This window comes from Desulfosarcina sp. BuS5, assembly GCF_028752835.1.
Lineage (GTDB): Bacteria > Desulfobacterota > Desulfobacteria > Desulfobacterales > BuS5 > BuS5.
Genome location: NZ_CP087952.1, coordinates 2340945 through 2362583, shown reverse-complemented (window position 1 = coordinate 2362583; position 21639 = coordinate 2340945). Strand labels below are relative to the sequence as shown.

The 21639-nt window shown below is 43.2% G+C and carries 16 protein-coding genes and 1 pseudogene; 1 reads left to right on the top strand and 16 read right to left on the bottom strand.

What is annotated here, in order from left to right; all coding sequences use genetic code 11:
* Positions 1 to 5: 5 nt before the first annotated feature.
* The 11 genes and pseudogenes from tnpC to BuS5_RS11545 all read right to left on the bottom strand — a co-directional run bounded on the left by tnpC (position 6) and on the right by BuS5_RS11545 (position 15585).
* Positions 6 to 1314, bottom strand: a pseudogene (gene tnpC, locus BuS5_RS11595) (IS66 family transposase).
* Positions 1304 to 2101, bottom strand: coding sequence for a DUF4338 domain-containing protein (locus tag BuS5_RS11590; RefSeq protein ID WP_274427675.1), 798 nt, complete (start codon positions 2099 to 2101; stop codon positions 1304 to 1306). Before BuS5_RS11590 ends, tnpC begins: the two are co-directional and overlap by 11 nt.
* 308 nt (positions 2102 to 2409) lie before the next feature.
* On the bottom strand, positions 2410 to 2994 hold the full coding sequence (locus BuS5_RS11585; RefSeq protein WP_035265774.1) for a ComEA family DNA-binding protein: 585 nt from the start codon (positions 2992 to 2994) through the stop codon (positions 2410 to 2412).
* 106 nt (positions 2995 to 3100) lie between these two features.
* On the bottom strand, positions 3101 to 3688 hold the full coding sequence (locus BuS5_RS11580) for a winged helix-turn-helix transcriptional regulator (protein ID WP_051374939.1): 588 nt from the start codon (positions 3686 to 3688) through the stop codon (positions 3101 to 3103).
* A gap of 248 nt (positions 3689 to 3936) precedes the next feature.
* Positions 3937 to 6735 carry a response regulator gene (locus BuS5_RS11575; protein WP_051374938.1) on the bottom strand — a complete coding sequence of 933 codons (2799 nt, stop codon included), beginning with the start codon at positions 6733 to 6735 and terminating at the stop codon, positions 3937 to 3939.
* Positions 6736 to 6998: 263 nt separating this feature from the next.
* Positions 6999 to 8912, bottom strand: coding sequence for a methyl-accepting chemotaxis protein (locus BuS5_RS11570; protein WP_027354429.1), 1914 nt, complete (start codon positions 8910 to 8912; stop codon positions 6999 to 7001).
* A 39-nt stretch (positions 8913 to 8951) separates the two neighbouring features.
* Positions 8952 to 9464 carry a chemotaxis protein CheW gene (locus BuS5_RS11565; RefSeq protein WP_027354428.1) on the bottom strand — a complete coding sequence of 171 codons (513 nt, stop codon included), beginning with the start codon at positions 9462 to 9464 and terminating at the stop codon, positions 8952 to 8954.
* The gene (locus tag BuS5_RS11560) at positions 9452 to 11392 is read right to left on the bottom strand and encodes an ATP-binding response regulator (RefSeq protein WP_051374936.1); all 1941 of its coding nucleotides are present in this window, start codon (positions 11390 to 11392) and stop codon (positions 9452 to 9454) included. Before BuS5_RS11560 ends, BuS5_RS11565 begins: the two co-directional genes overlap by 13 nt.
* Before the next feature lie 574 nt (positions 11393 to 11966).
* Entirely contained in the window at positions 11967 to 13652 is a 1686-nt protein-coding gene (locus BuS5_RS11555) for a sigma-54 dependent transcriptional regulator (protein ID WP_027354426.1), read from the bottom strand.
* Complete coding sequence (locus BuS5_RS11550; RefSeq protein WP_274427674.1) at positions 13649 to 15427, bottom strand: PAS domain S-box protein; 1779 nt, start codon at positions 15425 to 15427, stop codon at positions 13649 to 13651. The genes BuS5_RS11555 and BuS5_RS11550 overlap by 4 nt, the downstream gene beginning before the upstream one ends.
* Positions 15428 to 15459: 32 nt before the next feature.
* Entirely contained in the window at positions 15460 to 15585 is a 126-nt protein-coding gene (locus BuS5_RS11545) for a hypothetical protein (protein ID WP_274427673.1), read from the bottom strand.
* Between the two features lie 822 nt (positions 15586 to 16407).
* Here BuS5_RS11545 and BuS5_RS11540 point away from each other — a divergent pair.
* Positions 16408 to 16959, top strand: coding sequence for a hypothetical protein (locus tag BuS5_RS11540; protein WP_027354425.1), 552 nt, complete (start codon positions 16408 to 16410; stop codon positions 16957 to 16959).
* A 116-nt stretch (positions 16960 to 17075) separates the two neighbouring features.
* Here BuS5_RS11540 and BuS5_RS11535 read toward each other — a convergent pair whose 3' ends face one another.
* The 5 genes from BuS5_RS11535 to BuS5_RS11515 all read right to left on the bottom strand — a co-directional run bounded on the left by BuS5_RS11535 (position 17076) and on the right by BuS5_RS11515 (position 21627).
* Positions 17076 to 18161, bottom strand: coding sequence for a protein-glutamate methylesterase/protein-glutamine glutaminase (locus BuS5_RS11535; RefSeq protein WP_027354424.1), 1086 nt, complete (start codon positions 18159 to 18161; stop codon positions 17076 to 17078).
* Between the two features lie 25 nt (positions 18162 to 18186).
* Positions 18187 to 19410, bottom strand: coding sequence for a hybrid sensor histidine kinase/response regulator (locus BuS5_RS11530; RefSeq protein WP_027354423.1), 1224 nt, complete (start codon positions 19408 to 19410; stop codon positions 18187 to 18189).
* A gap of 2 nt (positions 19411 to 19412) precedes the next feature.
* The gene (locus BuS5_RS11525) at positions 19413 to 20357 is read right to left on the bottom strand and encodes a CheR family methyltransferase (RefSeq protein WP_051374932.1); all 945 of its coding nucleotides are present in this window, start codon (positions 20355 to 20357) and stop codon (positions 19413 to 19415) included.
* 114 nt (positions 20358 to 20471) lie between these two features.
* Positions 20472 to 21035, bottom strand: a complete 564-nt coding sequence (locus tag BuS5_RS11520; protein ID WP_035265778.1) for a chemotaxis protein CheD — start codon at positions 21033 to 21035, stop codon at positions 20472 to 20474.
* Between the two features lie 4 nt (positions 21036 to 21039).
* On the bottom strand, positions 21040 to 21627 hold the full coding sequence (locus BuS5_RS11515; protein WP_084446108.1) for a chemotaxis protein CheW: 588 nt from the start codon (positions 21625 to 21627) through the stop codon (positions 21040 to 21042).
* Positions 21628 to 21639: the final 12 nt, after the last annotated feature.

Here is a 21639-nt window from a genome sequence, read left to right as displayed (position 1 = left end):
ATTCACTATGAGGTATCAGGTATAAGGGATGGGGCGGGATCATTCTTGAAGTACGCCTTAACTGCTTCCAATATAAAATTGAATGCTGATCGGCCTTGTAATGCGCATGTTGCAATTACAGTCCATAACCGTTCGCAACTTTTTCGTCCTTTGATACTGCGTGTACCGTGAGTTACGTAACGATCTATTACGATAAATCGGATTGCCTGTTCTGCCACATTGTTGGTAGGGCCTATTTCGGGAGTTGTGATAAATTCAAAATATTCTTTACCATGCTTGCGGAATCGGTTGGCCATATTTTTGGCTTCCCGTTTTTCTTCTTTACCGTCTTTATTCAGTCGACTCGGAACATCCTCCAAGGCTGCTGTAATAATTCTTGCCTTAGCCTTTTCAAGAGCATTGGTGAAGTCTTCCGGGATTATATTGTCACGATCATGAATAACCTTGAACATATTTCGGACTTCATCCAGAAGTTTTTCGCCATATGCTTTTGTTTCTTTATCTGGCAAAGTTGTTAAAAACCGGATGTCCCGAATCAAGTGGGCGATACAAAACTGTATAGTAACGTTAAAATCCTTCATATACTTGCGATACGCCGAAAAATAATCACAACCCAGTACTCCGTTGAACTCTTTACCCAAAACATCAATTAAAATTTTTGATCCACGGGACTTGTCGATTTTGAACAGCACATACATTTCAGCCTTGAAAACCCATGTCCAAAACTTGTCTTTGTTTTCCTTATGGCCGGTTTCATCGACATTTACTGCTTCCTCGAAAGGTAAACGATTGAGCAATTCACTGTATGGCGCTTCCAGGGACTGACTTACTTTTTCAATTACTTTTCGCAGATATCCACGGGAAACATTTTCTCCAAGGACGTCTCGGATAAATTTTCTGATTGTGGAAAACGATGCATGACAGACATTTTTCATATAGGCAACCAAGGCTGTCAAGCGCTCTTTGAAGAGCCCTTCCTTGACTATATTAGCAGGAAAAGGCATGTAATGAATTTGCTGACATTTCTCGCACCATACCGGATACGAACGATGTTCTTCTTTGATTATCGGCAGCTCCGGCAGTTCCATTTGTTGGATAATACGAGGAGGCGCATCAATTATATGAACTTCCCCATCGCATACAGGGCAAACAGTTAGTATGTATGGATGAGTTTTTTGAAAGCTTGGCAACCTTGACCTCCAAAGCCTTTATCTGTTCTTCCTGAAATTCAATAGTATTGCTTAAATCACACAGGATTTTGACCGTAACTTTCAGCCCGGCATTATACAAAGCCAATGCTTCATCATGCGTCATGACATAACTCCCTGCGAAAGTTTTTAGTCAAGGGATAAACATAAACAGCCTTTTTGGAAAGTAGTGGTTGCTTTGATTTGCTGAGCTTGCCCTGACCGGTTGTCTGCCCCACACAGATCCAATTATCCGCTTTATAACAGGTACCGCGGTAGCGCTCTGTGTCAACAAAGGTTTCAAGCAGATAAACCGGATGATGATATAAAGTTTTCCAATCTTGTAACAAGCGATGACGGTTCAATGCCAATAAATATGATGCCAAACAAGGGACTTGAACCCATGGCAGGATCAAAAAACGGAGATTGTTGGCGATTAGATGAAGATTGTTCTCTCTAATCTTTTTGCTCCAGCCAATGAAACGATCTCGTGCTCCAATATACCATGGCGCTGACCCCCATGCCAAACACGCAATAGGGCGATTATGAGAAAATGCAATATATTTGAGATGCTCCCCAACTGGTTGAGTATAACCAAGATAATGGTACTCACTTACAAGACCATTGAATATCTTCTCAAAAGAAGTTCTGCGAACCTGGTCAAGTTTTATAGGAAACAGGTCTTCGACAGAACAATGAACAGGAGTTTTATCGACTATTACCCAGGATGTTTTTTTTCGCTTTGCAAGAGGGTTGGGAGGGGTACATTTTCGGGCAGGCAGTTTAATAAAACCCTTTGATTCCAAAAGAAGCAGCAGGCTTCGGCAGATCATATCTTTAAGAACACCATAAACGATTATTGCCCGTGAACGGTTACCGATAATGGCATTTTTTTCTTTTACTGGTAATCTCATCAGCCTAATTAGCGCCTGAACTAAAAGCTAAAATTGTCATATTTCCGGTAGGTTAAGGGTATTTTTCAAATTGAGGTTTTTGAGCCATTAGCTGTTAGCTTTTAAAATCAAACAGATAATTCCTTGAGCTAATAGCTAACGGCTAAATGCTAACAGCATTTCGAAAATCTTCGTTTCTTGAATAATGTTTAACTACCCGAAATAGTATCTGTTTTTAGTTTTCGTTCAAGCACTAATTAAGGGCTCGGTAAAAAATAACTTCACATTTTGGCATCTCACAATCAGATTATTTTTCCTTGCCCCCCTGATTAATCTGTTTTGATATAATATCTTATCGCATCAAATATTCCCTGACCGATCCCTTCGACCTTTTTTATATCTTCAATTGCTTGATAGCTGGAATGAGTATTTCTGTACTCAACAATCCTTACTGCCAGTACAGGACCGATCTGGGGGAGCGCCACCAGTTCGGTGAGGCTGTCAGAATTAATAATTACCGGTTTTTCCAGTCCTTTTTTGATAACTTTTTTTATAAACTTATTATAGTGCTTTTCCAGGTGTTTCCTGGCAATGGCCTTGTTAGCCGGGTCGATCCATGTTTCTCTATCTATAGTCCCCAAGACATAGATCAACTGCTCTTCATCAAGCCGCCCGTTTGTGTCGTGGTGGGGGCAATGCCGTATTTTTATTGCCTGGTTGTTTTTCTCTATAACAGCAAATGAGTCGTCCGGCAAAAGGCGGATTATTATGTCCGACCATCCCTGGCACCTGCCGATACCCTCATTCAAAAAGAGTAAAGCAAGCAGGCTGAAAAAGAAAATCAAAAAAATTAAAAGCCGTCGCCTGCCGGGTATGGCAAGAAAGATTCGGTTGTTTTGCATTTGAATATTCATAATATTTTTCCTGATTAGTAATTTTACCTTATGAAGAAATGATTGCATGAGATGTTGAGATTTTTTAGATGTATTTTTTTAAATAACCTTTATTTAAGGATAGGCACTATCTATAATCCGGCATAGTAACCTTGCTGTTTGAGATACCTGATATTAAAATTTTTTCCAGTGCAGTATCTCTTGATTCTATTGCCGTTATAAGAATTTTATCAAATACAAAAGAGTCTATATTTACAGGATCTACTATCTTTATGTCGAAAAAATTTTCTCCTGCTTTCAACTCATCTGCAACCGTAACCAAATGAATACCGGACTCTTTTAGCGAAAGATAAGCTATTTCCGCAAAATCGCTTGCGCCGTAAAAAATTACACGTCTATTCCCCTCAGCTTCAAAACCTGAAAATATTTTTTTGAAAATTTTACGGGCATTTTTATAAAACCGAAACGAATATTGAATATATTTACAAAATAGTCTTGTTTTTTCGGCAGCTCCGGCTGGTGTAAGAATATATTTTATTCGATTTTTCGGAACTGTCCTCAGCTTTAAATAACCCTTGGCGGCCAAACGTTTTATAAATGAATTGACAAGTCCCAGGGATATGTTCAGTTTTTTTGCCAGTTCACGCTGGCTGGGTACATGACCTTTTTCAATTTCTTCAAGAAGCTTCAGGGTGCAAATGTTTTCATGGTCCATATGTATTTACCTCATTCACAGGCTCTGCCTTCGCACCAAAGTCTATAGCTCCGCCCGGCAGGTTACACAATAATTATTGACCGGCTTCAGGGAACAGCTTTACAAGAATAAATCCGGAAAGGTTAAAATTGTTTTAATTGTCTTAACTGAAAAACAAGATAGGTTTTATTTATTCGTTCAGAGATTGAACATATTGATGTGCAGGTGTCAAGAAAAATATACTTTTTTTCTGAATTTCGTCCCCGTTCCTAACCTTCCAACACCCATTTTTTGATCATATCAAAGACAAGCTCTCTTTTAATCGGCTTTGCAATATAGTCATCCATGCCGGCCTCAAGGCACATTTCCCGGTCGCCTTTCATGGCGTTGGCGGTCATGGCGATGATCGGAATATGTTTCGTTTTTTCCATGCCTTCCGGGCTTTGATCCGCAAATGTTTCTTCCCAATCCCGAATAGCCCCGGTTGCTTCAATTCCATCCATCCCGGGCATCTGGAGATCCATAAAAATCAGGTTAAAATTCGCAGGCGCGACGGTATATTTTTCAAAGGCCTCTTTGCCGTTATTGGCTACTTCAACTTTATACCCTGCCTTTTTCAGCATCAGGTTTGCCAGTTTCTGGTTAACCGGGTTATCTTCTGCAAGAAGTATCCGCGCCGATTGTTTCATCTCCTCCCGGACAGTGTGTTGAGTAGCGATCCTGGGTTCTGCTGCGTTCTCTTTTATGTTTTTATCTGCTTTTTCTCCCATGATTTTTTTCAGCATATTATGCAGTTTTTTTCTTTGAATCGGTTTGCTGAGGAAGCCGTTAAATCCGGCCTCTTCGCATTTACCGGAATCCCGTCCCATTAAAGAAGAAAGCGCGACAAGAGGCAGGTCTTTGATAGGTATTTCTGCGGCGCTGCGGATCTGTTTGGCTAATTCATAGCCGTCCATGCCCGGCATCTGTATATCCAGAAAGGCAAGCTCGAAAGGAACACCTGCTTTAATGGCGTTTTTTAAGGCCGGAAGAACATCTTCGCCTTGATTCAGGGCGACAGATTCAAGGTCGAGCATTTTTAAGGAATGAGCTAAAATCTCCAGATTTGTCAGGTTGTCATCAACAATAATGGCTTTTTTACCGGATAGAGATACCGGCGTAATTTTTTTAAGCTCTTTTTCTTCCGACTTTTGCAGCCAGGCGCTGAAATGAAAAACAGAACCCTGGCCTGCTTTGCTTTCCGCCCAGACCTTTCCGTCCATAAGCTCCGAGATCTGTTTGCAGATGGCCAGACCCAGACCTGTGCCGCCATATTTTCTTGTGGTTGAACCGTCGGCCTGCTTGAATGGCTCAAAAACGGTTTCAAGTTTATCTTCGGGAATACCGATGCCGGTATCCCTTATTGCTGCATGAAGTTTTATCCGGTTACTATTTTCTTCTTCAACATCAAGGGCTAACTCAATTTCGCCGGATTCGGTAAACTTTGGGGCATTGCCCATAAGGTTGATCAGTACCTGCCGGAACCTGGTCGGATCTCCTTTTACAATGGCAGGTATGCTTTCCCCGATGCGGCACAAAATTTCGATCGGTTTTGATCCGATCCTGGGGCGGATCAGTTCGCAGACATCATAGGCCAGAAGTTCCGGATCAAAGTCGATCTCCTCAAAATCGAGATGGCCGGCCTCGATTTTGGAAAAATCAAGAATATCGTTAATTAAGGAAAGCAGGGATTCGCCGCTTCTTTGAATGGTGCTGACATAATCACGCTGTTCTTCATCAAGACCGGTATCAAGCAGCATTTCGGAAAAACCGAGCACTGCATTCATGGGAGTTCTGATTTCATGGCTCATATTGGCCAAAAATTCGCTTTTAGATATACTGGCGGCCTCGGCCTCTACGGCCATCCGGTTGGCTCGATCAATAGCCTGTTCCAAAGTAATGTTCATTTCCGCCATATCGTCCCGAATTTGTTTTTGCTTAATTATTTCTTCTTCCCGGTCGGCCAGGGCGGCATTAAGTTTTTTATTGATATCGTGATAAAATCGAAACATCAACAACAGAACAATAAAGGCTGCTATGACTCCGAAAAACCAGTAATAGTGTTGCCGGAACATTTCCTGGATGCTCATTTTGCCGTAATCTTTGTATGGGCCGATTCGCAGCGCTTTCAGACATTGATGCACCGGCTGGTAATTACTGGGAATTGTCCAGCCTGCGCATTTAGCGGCCATTGCAGCAGGGCTGTCAGAGGGCATCTTCAAAAGGACGGCCGCAACCTTTTCGGCCAGATCGTTGGATGTATGTTTTACTTTGGCAAACGGCCATTCAGGATAAAGCGGGGTCGAATGAACAAAGGGAAAAAGTTTATCTTTGTATTCATTAATTATAAAGAAATTTTTTAGATTGATTTTGCCTTCTTTTGCCAGACGTTCAAGAGCGTCTGTCCTTACGGAACCGGCATCTACCTTACCGTCGCGCACAGCGTAAACAACCGCGTCATGTGTGCCGCCAAAACGCAAATTCTTAAAATCGTGATAAGGATCAATGCCATGCTTTTTCAGCTCCAGCCGGCCGGCTTGCCATGCGCCAAAAGAATTTTTGTCGGGCGCCATAAATATTTTGTTCTTGAGATCGGCGATTTGCCGGATATCATTGCGGTCGGCCCTGCAAAAAATTACTCCGCCGAATTCTGTGGCTATTTTACCGTTCCACAGGTTTTTTAATGTGGTAATCCGGCTAACATTATGCTTTAATTCAAGTCCAACGTAAAAAGAGGGATTAACTATAATAAAATCAACCCTGGCTTGCTGAACTGTTGAATAGACCGAATCAAAATCCATGGTAACAATTTCAAAAGAATATCCCGGTATTTTTTGAGTCAGATATCCGGCCGTCGGCCCCCATTTTTGCAAACACAGGTCTGCCCCGCGCTTGGCCAGCACGCCTATCCTGACAGACTCGGCTGCTTCCTTAGCGCAGGGTGTCGATAGAATAGACAAAAAAAATATTCCCAATATAAAAAAAATCCCGATACGTATGCGGGGCTTTTTTATTTTAAATACAGACATAAAATTTTAATCCTTCTCGATTATAGAAGTTATTTTCGTAGTCTACGCTTACCTGAGCGAGCTTATAGATTAAAATTCAAGATTTTTGGGAGAGAAGTTTTATCTTAAAAGATAAAGCAATGTTTATGCCATGTGAAATAAAGTTTTAGGAATATGGCTTTATTCTATCTTCGGCCATTATAACACCAAACCAGGAAAGAATTTGAACGTTAGGAACGAGGACGAATTAACGTCCCCGTTCATTAGGAACGAGGACGAAATAGTTAAAAATCTGTAAAATTATCATCGTCATCCAGCGGTATGACCTGATTCGGGTTGATTTCACTGGATTTGTTTGTTGTAAGCTTTCTATCGGCGGCTTTTTGGGCCGGAGCGGTAATGGTTTTATGAGTACTCTTTTTCCGGGATTTAATCATGGAAGAATCTGTGTCTCTGCCGCCTCCTACCATTGCCATAAGTTCACCGACCATGCTCCGCATCTCTTCAGTCTGAGCGTTCAGTTCTTCCGAGGCGCTGGCTGACTCTTCGGCATTGGCCGCGTTTTGCTGGGTCACCTTATCCATCTCGGTTACGGTAGCATTCACCTGTTCGATTCCCTGGGCCTGTTCATTGGAAGCTGCCGAGATTTCGTCCACCAGTTCGCCCACCCTGGATGTACTATCAGCGACCCTGGTAAATTCAGCATTAGTACTGTTCACCAGCTCAGAGCCTTCCTTTACTTTTTTTATGGTTCCTTCAATCAATACCGCCGTGCTTTTGGCAGCTTCGGCGGAACGTAAGGCCAAATTTCTTACTTCCTCGGCCACCACGGCAAACCCTGCGCCTGCTTCGCCGGCCCTGGCCGCTTCAACTGCTGCGTTTAATGCCAGCAGGTTGGTCTGGAAGGCTATCTCATCAATTGTTTTAATCACCTTCTGGGTCTCGTCGCTGGCCTTTGAAATTTCTTCCATGGAAGAGATAAGGCCTGTCATGGACTGGTTGGCGACTGATACCACCTGGTTGGTATCTTTCATCAGGCTATCAGCCTGGCCTGCATTGTCCGCGTTTTGTTTGGTCATGGAAGACATCTCTTCAAGTGATGCGGACGTCTCCTCGATCGACGCTGCCTGCTCGGATGCTCCTTCTGCCAGGGACTGGCTGGCAGATGATATCTGCCCGGATGCGGAAGCAACCTGTTCTGCGCCTTCCGTCAAACCGTTTATTACACGGTGTAGAGTCGCGGTTATGCTTTTGACAATAAAAAAGGTAAGTAGAAAGGCGGTAATCAATGCGACCACGATCACAGCAATTAGTATAGTATTGGCGGATGTAATTTGATCCGTCATTTTGGCCTTCTGGTCTTTGCTGGCATCCTCACAAACTTTTTGAGCTTCCCTTGCTGCCGTGACCATCTGTTCATCAGCCTCAGTCTGCTTTTTTATCTGATCGGTAAAATTATAAAAAGCAACGGCATAAGCGTTTACCGCCGCAACCAGGTTATCGATCTGCCTGATATTTTTTTCAAATTTAAAACGCGATTTTAAATCCCTGCCAAGCGCAAGAATTTCGGATATATTTTTGTCTAAGGCATCCTTGTACTTCTGCTCCCCCGAAATTATCGCCTTTTTTTCGTTTTTGCGCGCATCGAGAAACCATTTTATTAAACGGTTGGCGTCATCCACTTTAGCCAGCTTATCGGCCCGAAGAGCCTCGTTTTGCGATTCAACTTTGGCAAGCTGCGCTTTCTGGTCAGCCAGGATAGCATATGCCTGGGCAATGGCTTCCATCGCATTTGACTGCATGGTTTTCATTATGACTGTTTTTTCTTCTTCCAGCGCAACATAATTTTTAAATGTCGCTGAATACGCACTAACTGCGTTTACCACCTGATCCATCCGATCTTTATTGATTTTCTGATCAAATTTGACCCTGGTTTCAGCGGCTTGCTTTTTAACTGCTTCGACCTGTTCGGATACTTTATTAATATATGATTTGTCACCGCGTATGATAAAATTTTTTTCCTGCTGCCTGGCTGCCATTATTCCCTTTACCAGGCGATTAACGTCATCTGCTTTCTCTACCCGGTTTACCACGTTGGAGAGTCCAATGTACCCGGTAAGAGCTTCAAATGTTCCGAGAAAAATCAGTATGACCGCAAGAGCAGCTATTTTTGTCCCGATTTTCATATTTTTAAACATATTCAATCCTCTTTGTTATTGTTTTTATTCTATTTATAATTATGCCGCTTTTGCAAGTTCGGCCATTTCTTCAGCATTCAGCACTCTATCTATATCAAGCAGAATCTTCACGCCGTCATCAATCTTGGCCATACCGAGGATATAATCCGTCTTAAGTTTTATTCCAAAAGTCGGGGTATCCTCGACATCCTTATCTGTGATGTTCAGTACCTCTGATACGGAATCGACCACTATTCCTATCTGAAGCGTGGCGATTTCTCTTTCGATCTCCACTACTATAATACAGGTACGTTCCGTGTAATCACCGGGATCAATCCCGAACCTGATCCGCAAATCCGTCACAGGAATAACCTTGCCTCTTAAATTGATGACGCCTTTTATAAAATCAGGGGTCTGAGGTACAGTTGTAATCGGCATCATCCCGATTATCTCTTTGATCTTCAGGATACCGATACCGTATTCCTCCTCGGCCAGGCTAAAGGTTAAATATTTTCCCTGCCTGTTGATCGTGGATTTTACCTCCTGGTCCATTTTTTCCGTTAATTTATCCATTGTTTCTCACCTCCCTGTTGTTTGCTTTCGTTATTTGTTGACCTGCGCCCGGGTTTCAGCGCCCGCCGGATCGCCTTACCAAGTTCTTCCATATTCACAGGCTTGGAGATAGACTCGCTAATAATTTTTTTTGTGGCATCACCCGCAGTTGTTTGTTCACATACACCGGTAAGATGGATTATGGGAATATCAGCCCGGATGCGCGTGACTTCCTCAGCCAACCGGAGGCCTGTCATCCCGGGCATGGACTGATCGGTGATGAGCAGATCATACTTGTCCGGGTGTGCCTGGAAAGCCTCCAGCGCCTCCATGCCGTTGGTCCGCGCCGTGACGGTGTAACCGAGATGCTCCAGCATCTGCTGCATCACAAGAACAATCTCTGCTTCATCATCCACAAATAATATGTTTTCTTTATCCCCGCATACCGCTTCGACAGTTTTTGTTTTTTTTGTTAAGACGTTCTTTATTTTGGGAAAATAGACCTGGAACGTGCTCCCCTTGCCGACTTCACTTGTGACTGTGATCGCGCCTCCGTGGCTTTTTATGACTCCATGTACCACTGACAGGCCCAGGCCGGTTCCTTCGCCAACCGCCTTGGTGGTAAAATATGGCTCAAAGATATGATCCATCGTATCCTTATCCATGCCGTGCCCTGTGTCACTTACGGTCAACTGCAGGTATGGCCCGGGCGCCAGGTCGATCCGGGAATCCCGGGATTCAAAATCCACATCTTGCATGTTTATCTCTATAACACCGCCTTTTTCGCGCATAGAATGATAGGCATTAGTGCAAAGATTCATGATCAATTGGTGTATCAGGGTCGGATCGGCCAAAATGGTTCCGCAGTTTGTGCTGATGTTCTGCTTAATCTCAATGCTGTCCGGAAGTCCTGCCTCCAGCAGTTTGAGAGACTCCTTGATGATGAGGGAAATTTGAACCGGCTTTTTTGCATGTCCAGCCTTCCGGCTGAAGGCCAGAATCTGTCTTGTCAGGTCCCTGGCACGCTTGCCGGCCTTCAGGATTGTTTCCAGATTTTTTCGGGCCGGGCTGTCTTCAGGCATATCCATCAGGGCCAACTCGGCACGCCCCAGCATAAGCATGAGGATATTGTTAAAATCATGGGCAATGCCTCCTGCCAAGATGCCGATGGCTTCCATCTTTTGCGCATGCTGGAATTGCTTTTCTATCTCCCTTTTGTCTGTAACATCACGGATGATAAATAAGATGTCGGTCGCTTTCCCTTGACTGTCCCGGCAGACCGACTGGTTAATGGTTACATCAATCAGTTGACCATTTTTTGTCAATCTTTGAGTTTCCCTTTCCGGAACGAATTTTTCCATGCGGAGGTCGGCTATCTCGGATTCAGTCTTTTGCTGATCCCAGGCGGGGATGTAGTCGATATGTTTCCCGATCACTTCTTTTTTATCGTATCCGAATATCCGGGTAAAAGAGGGGTTGACAAATCTGGCCCGGCCGGAAAGGTCACAAATGGCTATCGCATTCGGCGAAGAATGAAAAATTGATTGAAGAACGCTTTTGAAATGTCCTGAATTCTTTTTGGCCTTGCTTTTGTGGACTGCTTCCGCCACAACGCGACAGAGTTTTTCCTGTTTCACCGGTTTGGCCAGATAGGCAAAGGTCTCAAATTGGAGTGTTTCGGCGGCCGAACTGAAGCTGGGGTATCCGGACATCAGGACCGGCTCGCAAAAGGGCTGGACAGCTCTGATATATTTCACGAGATCAATCCCGTTTTGCCCATCTGACAATATCCGATCGATTATCGCCACATCAAACTCATTGGCTGACAGAATAGCCCTGGCATCAATCGGGTGGGTTACTGTGACAACCTCATACCCTGCCGCCGTCAAAAAATGTTTGAATGAAAAGCGGATGTTTTCCTCGTCATCAACAACCAGTATTCTGGGCATGCTGTCTCTCCTTTAAAAGCCTTTTATAGATTTTACATTTTTTAAAATTTTTTTGACAGTAATATATTACATCATTTACCTTGCGACTGTTCATATCTACGCAATGGCAGTCCTTGTGAGGGTTTTGAATAAAAGGACAGATGCGGTCCAGTTTTTTTTGGTTATTGCTGTTGTCTGTTCCATTCATCTGCATCTATACCTCAAAGTATGAAATTTGTTTTGAGCGACCCCTTGTCCTTTTATTACGCAAAAGATATGCCGGAAAGATACAAAGCAGCTTGAATTAAACTTTTTATAATAATAACTATTGGTTATAGCAGGAGGGAAAGGGAGGGGGAGTGGCTTGAATGTGATAGTCGGGGTTTACAGGTTACAGAGTGTAACATCACAGGAAAGGATTGAAGTCGTAAGTATAATGTTGCTGCAATTTTAATATGTTAGACAAAACATGGCCGGACTGAGCTTTTCTTGAAAAAGCTTCCCTGGCAGGGCAGGGTGAGGGAGAATATGCCGTAAAATAACAGCCTTACAAAATTCAGGTTACAAATTGTAACATTGCTATAATGCGGGCTGTTCAGTTTTTCATAATCCTGAAAGCTTTGATTTTTCTATATAAACTTTGCCGGCTTATCCCCAGTAAACGGGCTGCCTCGGTTTTGTTCCAGCGGGTCTGCTCAAGAGCATGAAGGATGATCCGGCAATAATCGTCCTCTTCTCCTTTAGGGGCATTGAGAACCTTTAATTCAGGCGGCAAATGATCGACGACAATAGTTTCCCTGCTGCAAAGGATAAATGCATGCTCCAGCGCATGTTCCAGCTCCCTGACATTACCCGGCCAGGAATATTCCATAAATATCTTCTGCACATCTTCCGAAATCGTAATATTTTTTTTGTTGAACTTGCGGTTGAACTTTTTAAGGAAGTGCTCAACTAAAAGAGGTATATCATCCCGTTTATCCCTGAGCGGAGGCATGCTTACTTCCACCACCTTTAAACGGTAATAAAGGTCTTCCCGGAACCTGCCAAGTCTTACTTCTTCACGGAGATTTTTGTTGGTAGCGGCAACCACCCGCACATCCACCTTGATCGGGGTTGAATCTCCCACACGCTGAAATTCCATTTCCTGAAGGATCCTCAGCAGGCGCAGTTGTACCCGGGGTGAAGTCTCACCGATTTCATCCAGAAAAATGGTTCCACCATCGGCTCTTTGAAACAGGCCGATCTTATCTCTCACAGCGCCGGTAAATGCGCCCCTGATATGTCCAAAAAGTTCACTTTCCAGCAAATCCTCCGACAGGGCTCCACAGTTGGCCTTTACAAGTGTTTTATTTTTGCGCACTCCTTGATGGTGGAGCGCCTCTGCAACCAGTTCCTTGCCGGTTCCGGTTTCTCCGGTAATCAAAACTCCGGTCTGAACATCGGTCAGTCCCTTTATGAGAGAATAAACCTTCTGCATTTTCACGCTCTTGCCGATAATATTATGAAGCTGTTGACGTTCTTTCAGATTTCGCTCCAGATTATCCAGGCGGGTTTCATCTCTGACCACCAGGATTCCCCCTGAAAACAGGTTCCGGCGATTTAAAAGTGGATATGCGGTCAGGGATACAACCTGCTCCGGCCGGTCTTTGCGATGGCATTCAACCCGACGCGCTTCAACAGGCTGTTTTTTCCTGATAGTTTCTTTCATGATTTCAAGGCATTTTCCATGGCACCCTTTCAGCAAAGTATTAAAGGCCTTGCCGATGGCCGCATCCCGGAAAATTCCGCATATCTTTCCGGCAGTATCATTGACTTCGATAACCGACAACTCTTGATCCACAGTAATAATAGCATCTTTGACGCTTTTGAAAATAGCTTCAAGGTTTGCGCGGTAGCTCTCTTTCTCATCAATCAGAGCCTTATGATGCAAAGCTGATTTGGCAACCCGCAACAATGTTTCCTGCCGTACCGGTTTGGGAAGATAGTCAAATGCACCCAGCCGGACAGCCTCTGAAGCGTTTTCAATATTGGGGGCGCCGGTAAACAACACAACCGGAGATTGCAGGTTTCTTTCCTTTACCGCCTGCAGGATATCAATTCCGGTCTTGCCTTTTAAGATAATATCCGAGAATATCAAATCTAAATTCGTTTCATTTATCCTGGCCATGGCTACATCGTAATCTTCAGCGGTCGCCACCTCATATCCGGCAGTCAAAAGAAATCTTTCCAGGCTGAATCTTAAGTTTTCCTCGTCATCAACAATCAGAATTTTAGATTTCATCTCTTCTCCTTGCCGGAAGCCGGAAGATCGATTATTACCCTGGTAAATTCACCCTCGGTGCTTTCAATTCTTATATAACCGCCATGATCACTGATAATGCCATGGCTGATGCTCAAGCCCAGGCCGGTGCCTATGCCGGTGGGTTTGGTTGAATAAAACGGGTTTATAACCTTTTTAATTTCATTGGCGGGTATCCCTATGCCGTTGTCCTGAAAAATGGCCCGGACATAGGGGCAATCATCAATAGTTGCTTCTTCACCCAGGATCTCAAGTATTTTATTTTCATGCGTCCCGGAATATTTTTGGTTCAAGGCATATCGCGCATTGATTATGAGATTCAGGAAAACCTGTTGAATCTGTTGTGGGTTTGCAATAATTTTGGGCAAATTTAAAGGAATATTGACCCTTAACTCTATTTGATCCTTTTGCATCTGGACTTTTGCCAGAACAAGCGTATCAGAGATGATTTCAGACAGGTTTACCAAATTTTTTTCTTTTTCCATGTTGCCCCGTGCAAAAGAAAGGAGGTTGCTGACAATATTGGCAATACGGTCACCCTCCTTGATAATCCGTCCGGCAATATCATATTCCGAACTTTCGCTATTACATTCATCAAGCAATATCTGGGCCAGGTTTATAACTGAATTTATGGGGTTATTGATCTCATGGGCAACGCCGGCCGCTATTTCACCAATCGACACTAATTGACCGGTCCGCATGGCTTCAGCCTCTAATTTCTTCTTTTGCTTCTCAGCTTCTATTTTTTCTGAAATATCGCGAAAAACCAATATAATACCAAAGATATCGCCTTGATCGTTTTTAATCGGCGCGCCACTATCTGCAATAGGAGTCTCTGTGCCGTTTTTCGAGATCAAGACTGTATGGTTAGCCAGACCAACGATAGTTCCTTCCCGCATTACTTTTTCAGCAGGGCTCTTCATTTGTTTACGAGTTTCCTCATTTATAATGTTAAATACTTCGATGAGAGGACGTCCTTTTGCCTCAGACAAATTCCAGCCGGTAAGCTTTTCTGCAATCGGGTTCATTCGTGTAACGCGGCCTTTGGTATCTGTTGCTATAACTGCATCTCCTATTGAATTGAGTGTTATGGAAAGATTTCTTTCGTTCTTCTGGAGCGCCTCCTCCATTTGCTTACGTTCGGAAACGTCATCATAAACAGCGACTATTTCGCCTGAAGGCAATTTGTAGATATCGTTTTCTCTCCAGCCGGTTATCCTTTCATCTTTATATATAGTTATTGGATGATGTTCCGGCTGTCCTGTTTTCCATACTCGTTGGAGCACGTCGAAAAGGCCAAAATCTTTTATAGAAGGGAAAATCTCCAGGACACTTTTGCCGATAAGCTCTCCGCGGGCAATTTTGTCTATCTGCTCTCCTGCCTTGTTTAAATCCTTAAAGATGAAATCCTTTCCGTTGTTCTCTGCCTCATATACGGCAACTCCGCTTTTCATATTCTCAAACAGGCTTTTGAATTTTCCCTCACTCTCCCGCAGGCTTTCATTTTTCTTCACAATTCTCTCACTTACCAGAGCCGCTACAAAACCGACAGACACAAACATAAACGCCCGAAAATAATCATTGCCGGCCCCTATAGGATCTCGCAAGAAATAGTGGGTAAAAAGCAGAAGAATGGCCAACAACAGGGTTACGCCCAAACCTTTCCTCTGCCACCATAACGATGCCAGGATTATTGGAACATAGAAGAAGTGGGTAAAACCAGTGCCGATTTCAAGGACGTAATGAAAATAGTACAATAGAAAACAGCAGACAGCTAAAAGGGCGATTATTAGACTGATTTTTTTTTTTTTTTTTTTTTTTTTTTTTTTCTTTTTTTTTTTTTTTTTTTTTTTTTTTGTTTTTCAGCTTTTATTCTTCCCGGTTTCGATTTGTCATAAGTTGGTTTTCCGGTCATTATAAATACCTTCAAATTTCACAAAAAGAGTTCTATTTAAGGCATCATGCAGTTTTAAATACGCACATAATTCTCGCGACACATATCGGCGGCATCCTGTCAAGGTTAACGTATCTACTCTTAACTCTTTTCCACTAAAAGTGTAAACTAAATTTGAAGGATGCCGAAAATTCTATAGTGTTTTCACAAACACCCAATTGATGGGACTTTAAATGAATTTAAAACAGATATAATTTTTGGGAAGTTGGGTTGCAAGTATAGGCCATGTTGAATAAAAACATTACAAAAAATTAATGCCCGAATCAAGAAAATTTTTAAAAGATGTTTAAATTCGAGCCAATAATTATTAACTTAATAAAAAAAGTGTGTATCTTCAATCAAAGATAAATCAAACAACCTGCTGACAACATTGAAAAATTTAGTGTAGTCAGTAACGTCACACCACGATTTTAATTTTTTTTAACAGCAGCAAGTTACGTCTGTTCTGCTTCGGGAACTTCAGTCTAATTGCCTGCTTGGGGCTCGCGCCTTGCCAGCCAGACGCCTCAACACGTAAAATTTCTAACTTCTTATTTTTGCGCGAACCTTTATTTGGAGTTGTATTATGATATGCTTTACTCCCTTTGGCCTTGTGCTAAATTTTAAAATCGGGTAGTTATCTGAAAGCTATATAAGCAAATAGATGTTTTATGGACGAAAAAATGGAAAACAAGAATAGTTTAGGTGTTGACAAAGGATTGGTTGCCATGTTTCTTAACCTGTCACCAGAGGAGCGGCTGCGGGCAAACGATAACGCAGTAGATACTATTTTGGAATTAAGAAATGCATACCAACGGCAAAAGAACAACAAGCGTGGACCTAAGCGCAATAATTGAAGGCCTCATAAAGGCAGATGTCAAGTTTATTCTTGTTGGTGGTCTTGCTGCGGTCGTTCAGGGAGCTCCGGTTACAACGATGGATGTGGATATTGTGCATAACCGGTCTTCTGAGAATATTTCAAAACTCTTCACATTTTTAAAATCAATTGACGCAATATATCGTCGTCCGGACAATAAAATTATAAAGCCAAAGGAAAAAGACTTTGCGGAGATGGGACATGCATTTTTTTCAACCCGTATAGGCCCACTTGATGTTTTAGCTTTTATTGAAGAGGGGAAAACCTATGAAGATCTTTTTAAGCACACAGTAGAAATTGAATTCAGAGGTCATACCCTTCGTGTTCTTGATATTAAGATGCTGATAGAACTTAAAAGAACTTCCAAAGATTCTAAAGACAAACAACGACTCCCTGTTCTTGAAGAAACATTGCGGCAGTTAGAGAAAGAGCTATTCATTGATTCCGATGTAAATCAAAACAACAAGACAGCCGAATAAAATGATTGAAGTTAATTTGGGCTATCGACGTTGACAGCCGTTTTTAGCAATCTGGTATTATTTCGTCTCCAAATCTATGCGCCTGCTTGAGGAAATTATTTCGTTCCCGTTCCTTATCACAATTCAGGTTTATGCTGATCGTAGCTTTTTAATACTTCTCCGGCTATAGCTTCCAGGGGGAGCACATGATCAATCGCACCCCGTTTTATGGCTTCCTGGGGCATACCGAACACTACGCAGGTCTTTTCATCCTGGGCTATGGTAGAAGCGCCGGCCTCCTTCATTTCCAACATTCCCCTGGCGCCGTCATCGCCCATACCGGTCATGATGACACCTACGGCGTTTGAACCTGCATACCTGGCGACTGAACGAAAAAGAACGTCAACCGAAGGCCGGTGCCGACATACCAGGGGACCGTCCTTTATTTCAACATAATATTTTGCTCCACTTCTTTTTAAAAGGAGGTGTTTGTTCCCGGGGGCTATCAGGGCTCGCCCTTTAAGAACACTGTCTCCGTCTTCCGCTTCTTTTACCTCAATGCGACAGATGCCGTTGAGCCGCTTGGCAAAAGCGGTGGTAAAATGCTCCGGCATGTGCTGGACAATCACGATGCCGGGGCTGTCCAGGGGAATGGCTTCAAGAAATACCCGCAAGGCTTCGGTGCCTCCTGTGGATGCGCCCACTGCAATCATCTTTTCGGTAGTGCTGATCATCGCTCTGCCGGTCGGGGGAGCAATCACTGCGTCTGCGGTGAGTTTGCCGGTTGCCTTTTTTCGTGTGCTGGAAATAGCCTTTACGCGGGCCTGGGCTGCTGCCTTTACGGAATCGCAAATTTTTATTCTTGATTCTTCGAAAAACTTTTTAGCTCCCATCTTTGGCTTTGTAATGATATCCAGTGCCCCGTATTCCAAAGATTTAAGAGTGGTTTCACAGCCCTTTTCGGTCAGGCTGGAACATATTACCACCGGTATGGGATGCTGGATCATAATTTTGTGCAAAAAAGTAAGCCCGTCCATGCGAGGCATTTCCACGTCAAGTGTTATTACATCAGGTGTTTCTTTTTTTATTTTATCCGCGGCAATAAAAGGGTCTGATGCTGTTGCCATTACTTCAATGGCCGGATCGGAACTCAAAATTTCCTCAAGAGTTTGCCGCACGACCGCAGAGTCATCAACAATTAATACTTTAATTTTATTTTTCATATTTTTCAAATTGTCTCTTATAAGATTATGGATGGACACTGCTAGTTACCTGACCGCAATCCTTACGTTGTTTAAAAATATTTATACGGGGAATGACTATTTTAAATACAGCCCCAGCACCGGGTTTGCTTTTTACAGAGATATCAGCGCCATATGATTTCATCAATTGCTTGCAGGTATATAATCCCAACCCCGTGCTTTCTGTTTCCATATTTTTTTGTGTGTTCTTACAGGTTTTGGTTGTGAAAAACGGATCAAAAATACGTTCTATATTGCCGGAAGATATTCCTTCTCCGGTATCTTCAACTATGATGTATATATTTTTGTTATCATGTTTTGTGTATATACCAAGCTTTTTTTCAAGTGAATTTCTCATGGCATCCGCTGCATTTTTTACCAGATTGGCGGTAACTTGCGAAAAATCAGTATAAACGCCGAATATCTCAGAAGTTGACGGGTCGAGACCAAGGGTTATTATTATAGCATGGTTTCGTTCACGGTCTGCTTTAAAAAATTCAATCTCCCTTTTTATAAGCTTTTTAAGATTGATTCGTTGTTTCTGCTCAACCGATTCGTGTCTGCTTTTGCTAAGGAGGGTGTTGACAAGTGATTTCGTCATGTCAGTGGCTGAAGATACTTTCGCCATGTTGCGCATAATATTTTTCAGCAAGGCCATTTCGTTTTTATCAATTTTTTCTTCTAATAATTTGGAAAACCTGAAAAGTTCCATTCTTGCAATTTCAGCAAAACCGGAAACAGCCATAAGCGGATTGTTAAGGTTGTGGACAATTCCCTGAACTATTTGACCGTAAAGAGCCTGCTGTTCTTTCCTGACTAACTTTCTTGTCTTGACATCGACCAGTTTGGCAAGGTTTTTTTCAAGTGTTATTCTTCTGGCCGCAGAGCCGACCCGGGCTATGAGTTCTTCATCTTTAAAAGGTTTGGCAATATAATCGTCAGCCCCTGCCTTTAGACCTTCAACCCGCTGGGAAACTGACGATCGGGTGGTAAACAGCAGGATGGAAACTATAATCTTTTTTTCCCGCAGTATTCGCAGGACATCCAGACCGCTTATGCCGGGCATTATAATGTCGAGCAACACAACATCAGGCTCATGTTTGTCGATTAAGTTCAGCCCTTCAGGCCCATCACACGCGCCAAACACGGTAAACCCGGAGCGTTTAAGCACATCCATGGCATATTGTCTTATGGATCGGCTGTCGTCTATCACTATAACACTGTTTTTCATAGTCATCTCTCCGTTTTTGTGTTGGTACCGGTTGCCTTACCAGGTTTTTTGTACGTAGTGGTTGCAACAAGACGGAACCGGTTGTTAATTCCGTGAAGTGATTCCGAATGACCTATAAAAAGATATCCTCCCGGGGCAAGCTGATTATAAAATTTTTCAAACAACTTGATCTGGGTCTGCCGGTCAAAGTAAATTATGACATTACGGCAGAATATAATATCCATGAGCATCCGTATTCCGAAATTATTTTCCATAAAGTTGAGCCTCTGAAAGGTTATTCGGCTGCGCAATTCAGGTACCATCCGATAGAACTCTTTCTGTGATCCGGTGCCATGCATAAGATATTTTCGTTTCATCATGGGAGGGACAGGGTTAACCATTTGCTTTGGATAGATTGCTTTTTTCGCAGTTTCCAGCACTTGTATGGAGATGTCGGTTGCGAGTATGGAAAACTGGTCGAGTGGTCGGGTGAGCGATTTCGCATCAGCCTGAGCTTTGTTTTGTCTTTCAGTAAAAAATTCCGACAGTACCATGGCCAGCGTATAAGGTTCTTCTCCGCTGGAACAGCCTGCGCTCCAGACATTCAGCTTTTTGCGGCTGCCATTATGCATTGAACCGACAAGATCCGGCAGCGCCTGTCTTCCCAAAATGTCAAAATGCGCCGGCTCACGAAAAAAATCCGTTTTGTTTGTGCTGACAGCATCGATCATCCGTATACGCTCCCCACTGCGGCTTTCCGGGCTGCATACGTAGTCATAGTATTGGCCGAACGAATTCATGCCAAGGGCACGCAGCCGCCTGAAAAGCCTGACGGTGAGCATGGTTTTTTTGGCAGGCGGAAGTTTGATGCCGCATTCTTTATAAATAAACTCACCAAAACGTTTAAACAGCCGGTCTGACATAGAGATATTTTTAAACGCTGATTCAGCAGCCACACCGCTTTGCATATATTGATCTCCTTATTGTTTTTTCCTTGTGAAAATTCCTCCATCAGTTAATGCACCGGTCTAATATTACAGGCTTTACGCAGCCGGCAGCCAGGGGCAGGAACCGTGATATCTTCAGTCAAACAGCGTTACCTCTCCCTGATTTTTGACTTCATCTTTGATTCTTTCGAGATATTCCCGTTCTTTCATGACAATTTTTGAATAATTTACCGACTCGGTGCGTTTAAGGAATACATCACCCGTATCCACATGAAAATATATCCTTCTGGAATCATGACCCCCGATGTTTTTGCTTATGACCTTGATTTTTTCTCTCTTCAGAAACTCCATGACAAACGTTATATTTTTTTTGCCTGTTCCGTTTTCTTCTGAAATTGATGGGAAAAGATGGCTTCCGCCAAAAACCTTGGCAACAATTCGATGACGGCAGGCGCCCAACTCCATAATCCTGTTGATCAGAAGTTCCATGGCGTTTATACCGTACCTGGCATTCTCACTAAAATGTTTCATATCAGGTTTTCCAGGAAGAAGGATATGATTCATGCCGCCGATCCGGCTTGCCGGGTCATACAGGCAGGCTGCAACGCATGAGCCAAGGGTTGTTTTTATTACCGTGGAATCCCTGGCTGCGTACAGCTCGCCTATATGAATACTGACCTCTTTCTTTGCAGACATCATTATTTTATAAGCCCGGCGGCACATTCCCGGCCGGAGTTGTCGCAAAGCTCGTGTCCGGAGGCAGTGCTTCAGTTTCAACAGTATGTTTTGCCATATCCATCACTGAGCTTTCACTTTTATCATGAATTAACTCCAGCTCATCACCGGCGAGCACCTTGTCGATATTGAGAATAATCAGAAACTTGTCATCCCGTTTGCCCATGCCCTGGATAAATTCGGTGTTGAGTTTTGTTCCAAGCCTGGGAGGCGGTTCAATCTCGGCAGGATCAAGTTCGATTACCTCCTGCACGGAATCGGCCAGTGCTCCCATGTCAACAGCTTCGCCGTCGACCATAATTTCCATAATCACAATACATGTATCCACCGTTTTTTCTGTTGCGCTCATCCCAAGTTTTAAACGAAGATCGATTACAGGCACTACGTTGCCCCGCAGATTAATAACTCCTCTCAAGAATTGAGGCATTCTGGGGACCCTGGTAATAGTTGTATAATCCATAATCTCACGCACCTTTGAAAGTTCCAGCGCGAATTCTTCTTCGCCCAGGCCAAAGGTAAGGTACTGAGCGATTTCAGTTGCTGCGTTGTCGTTCATAATACGTCCTCC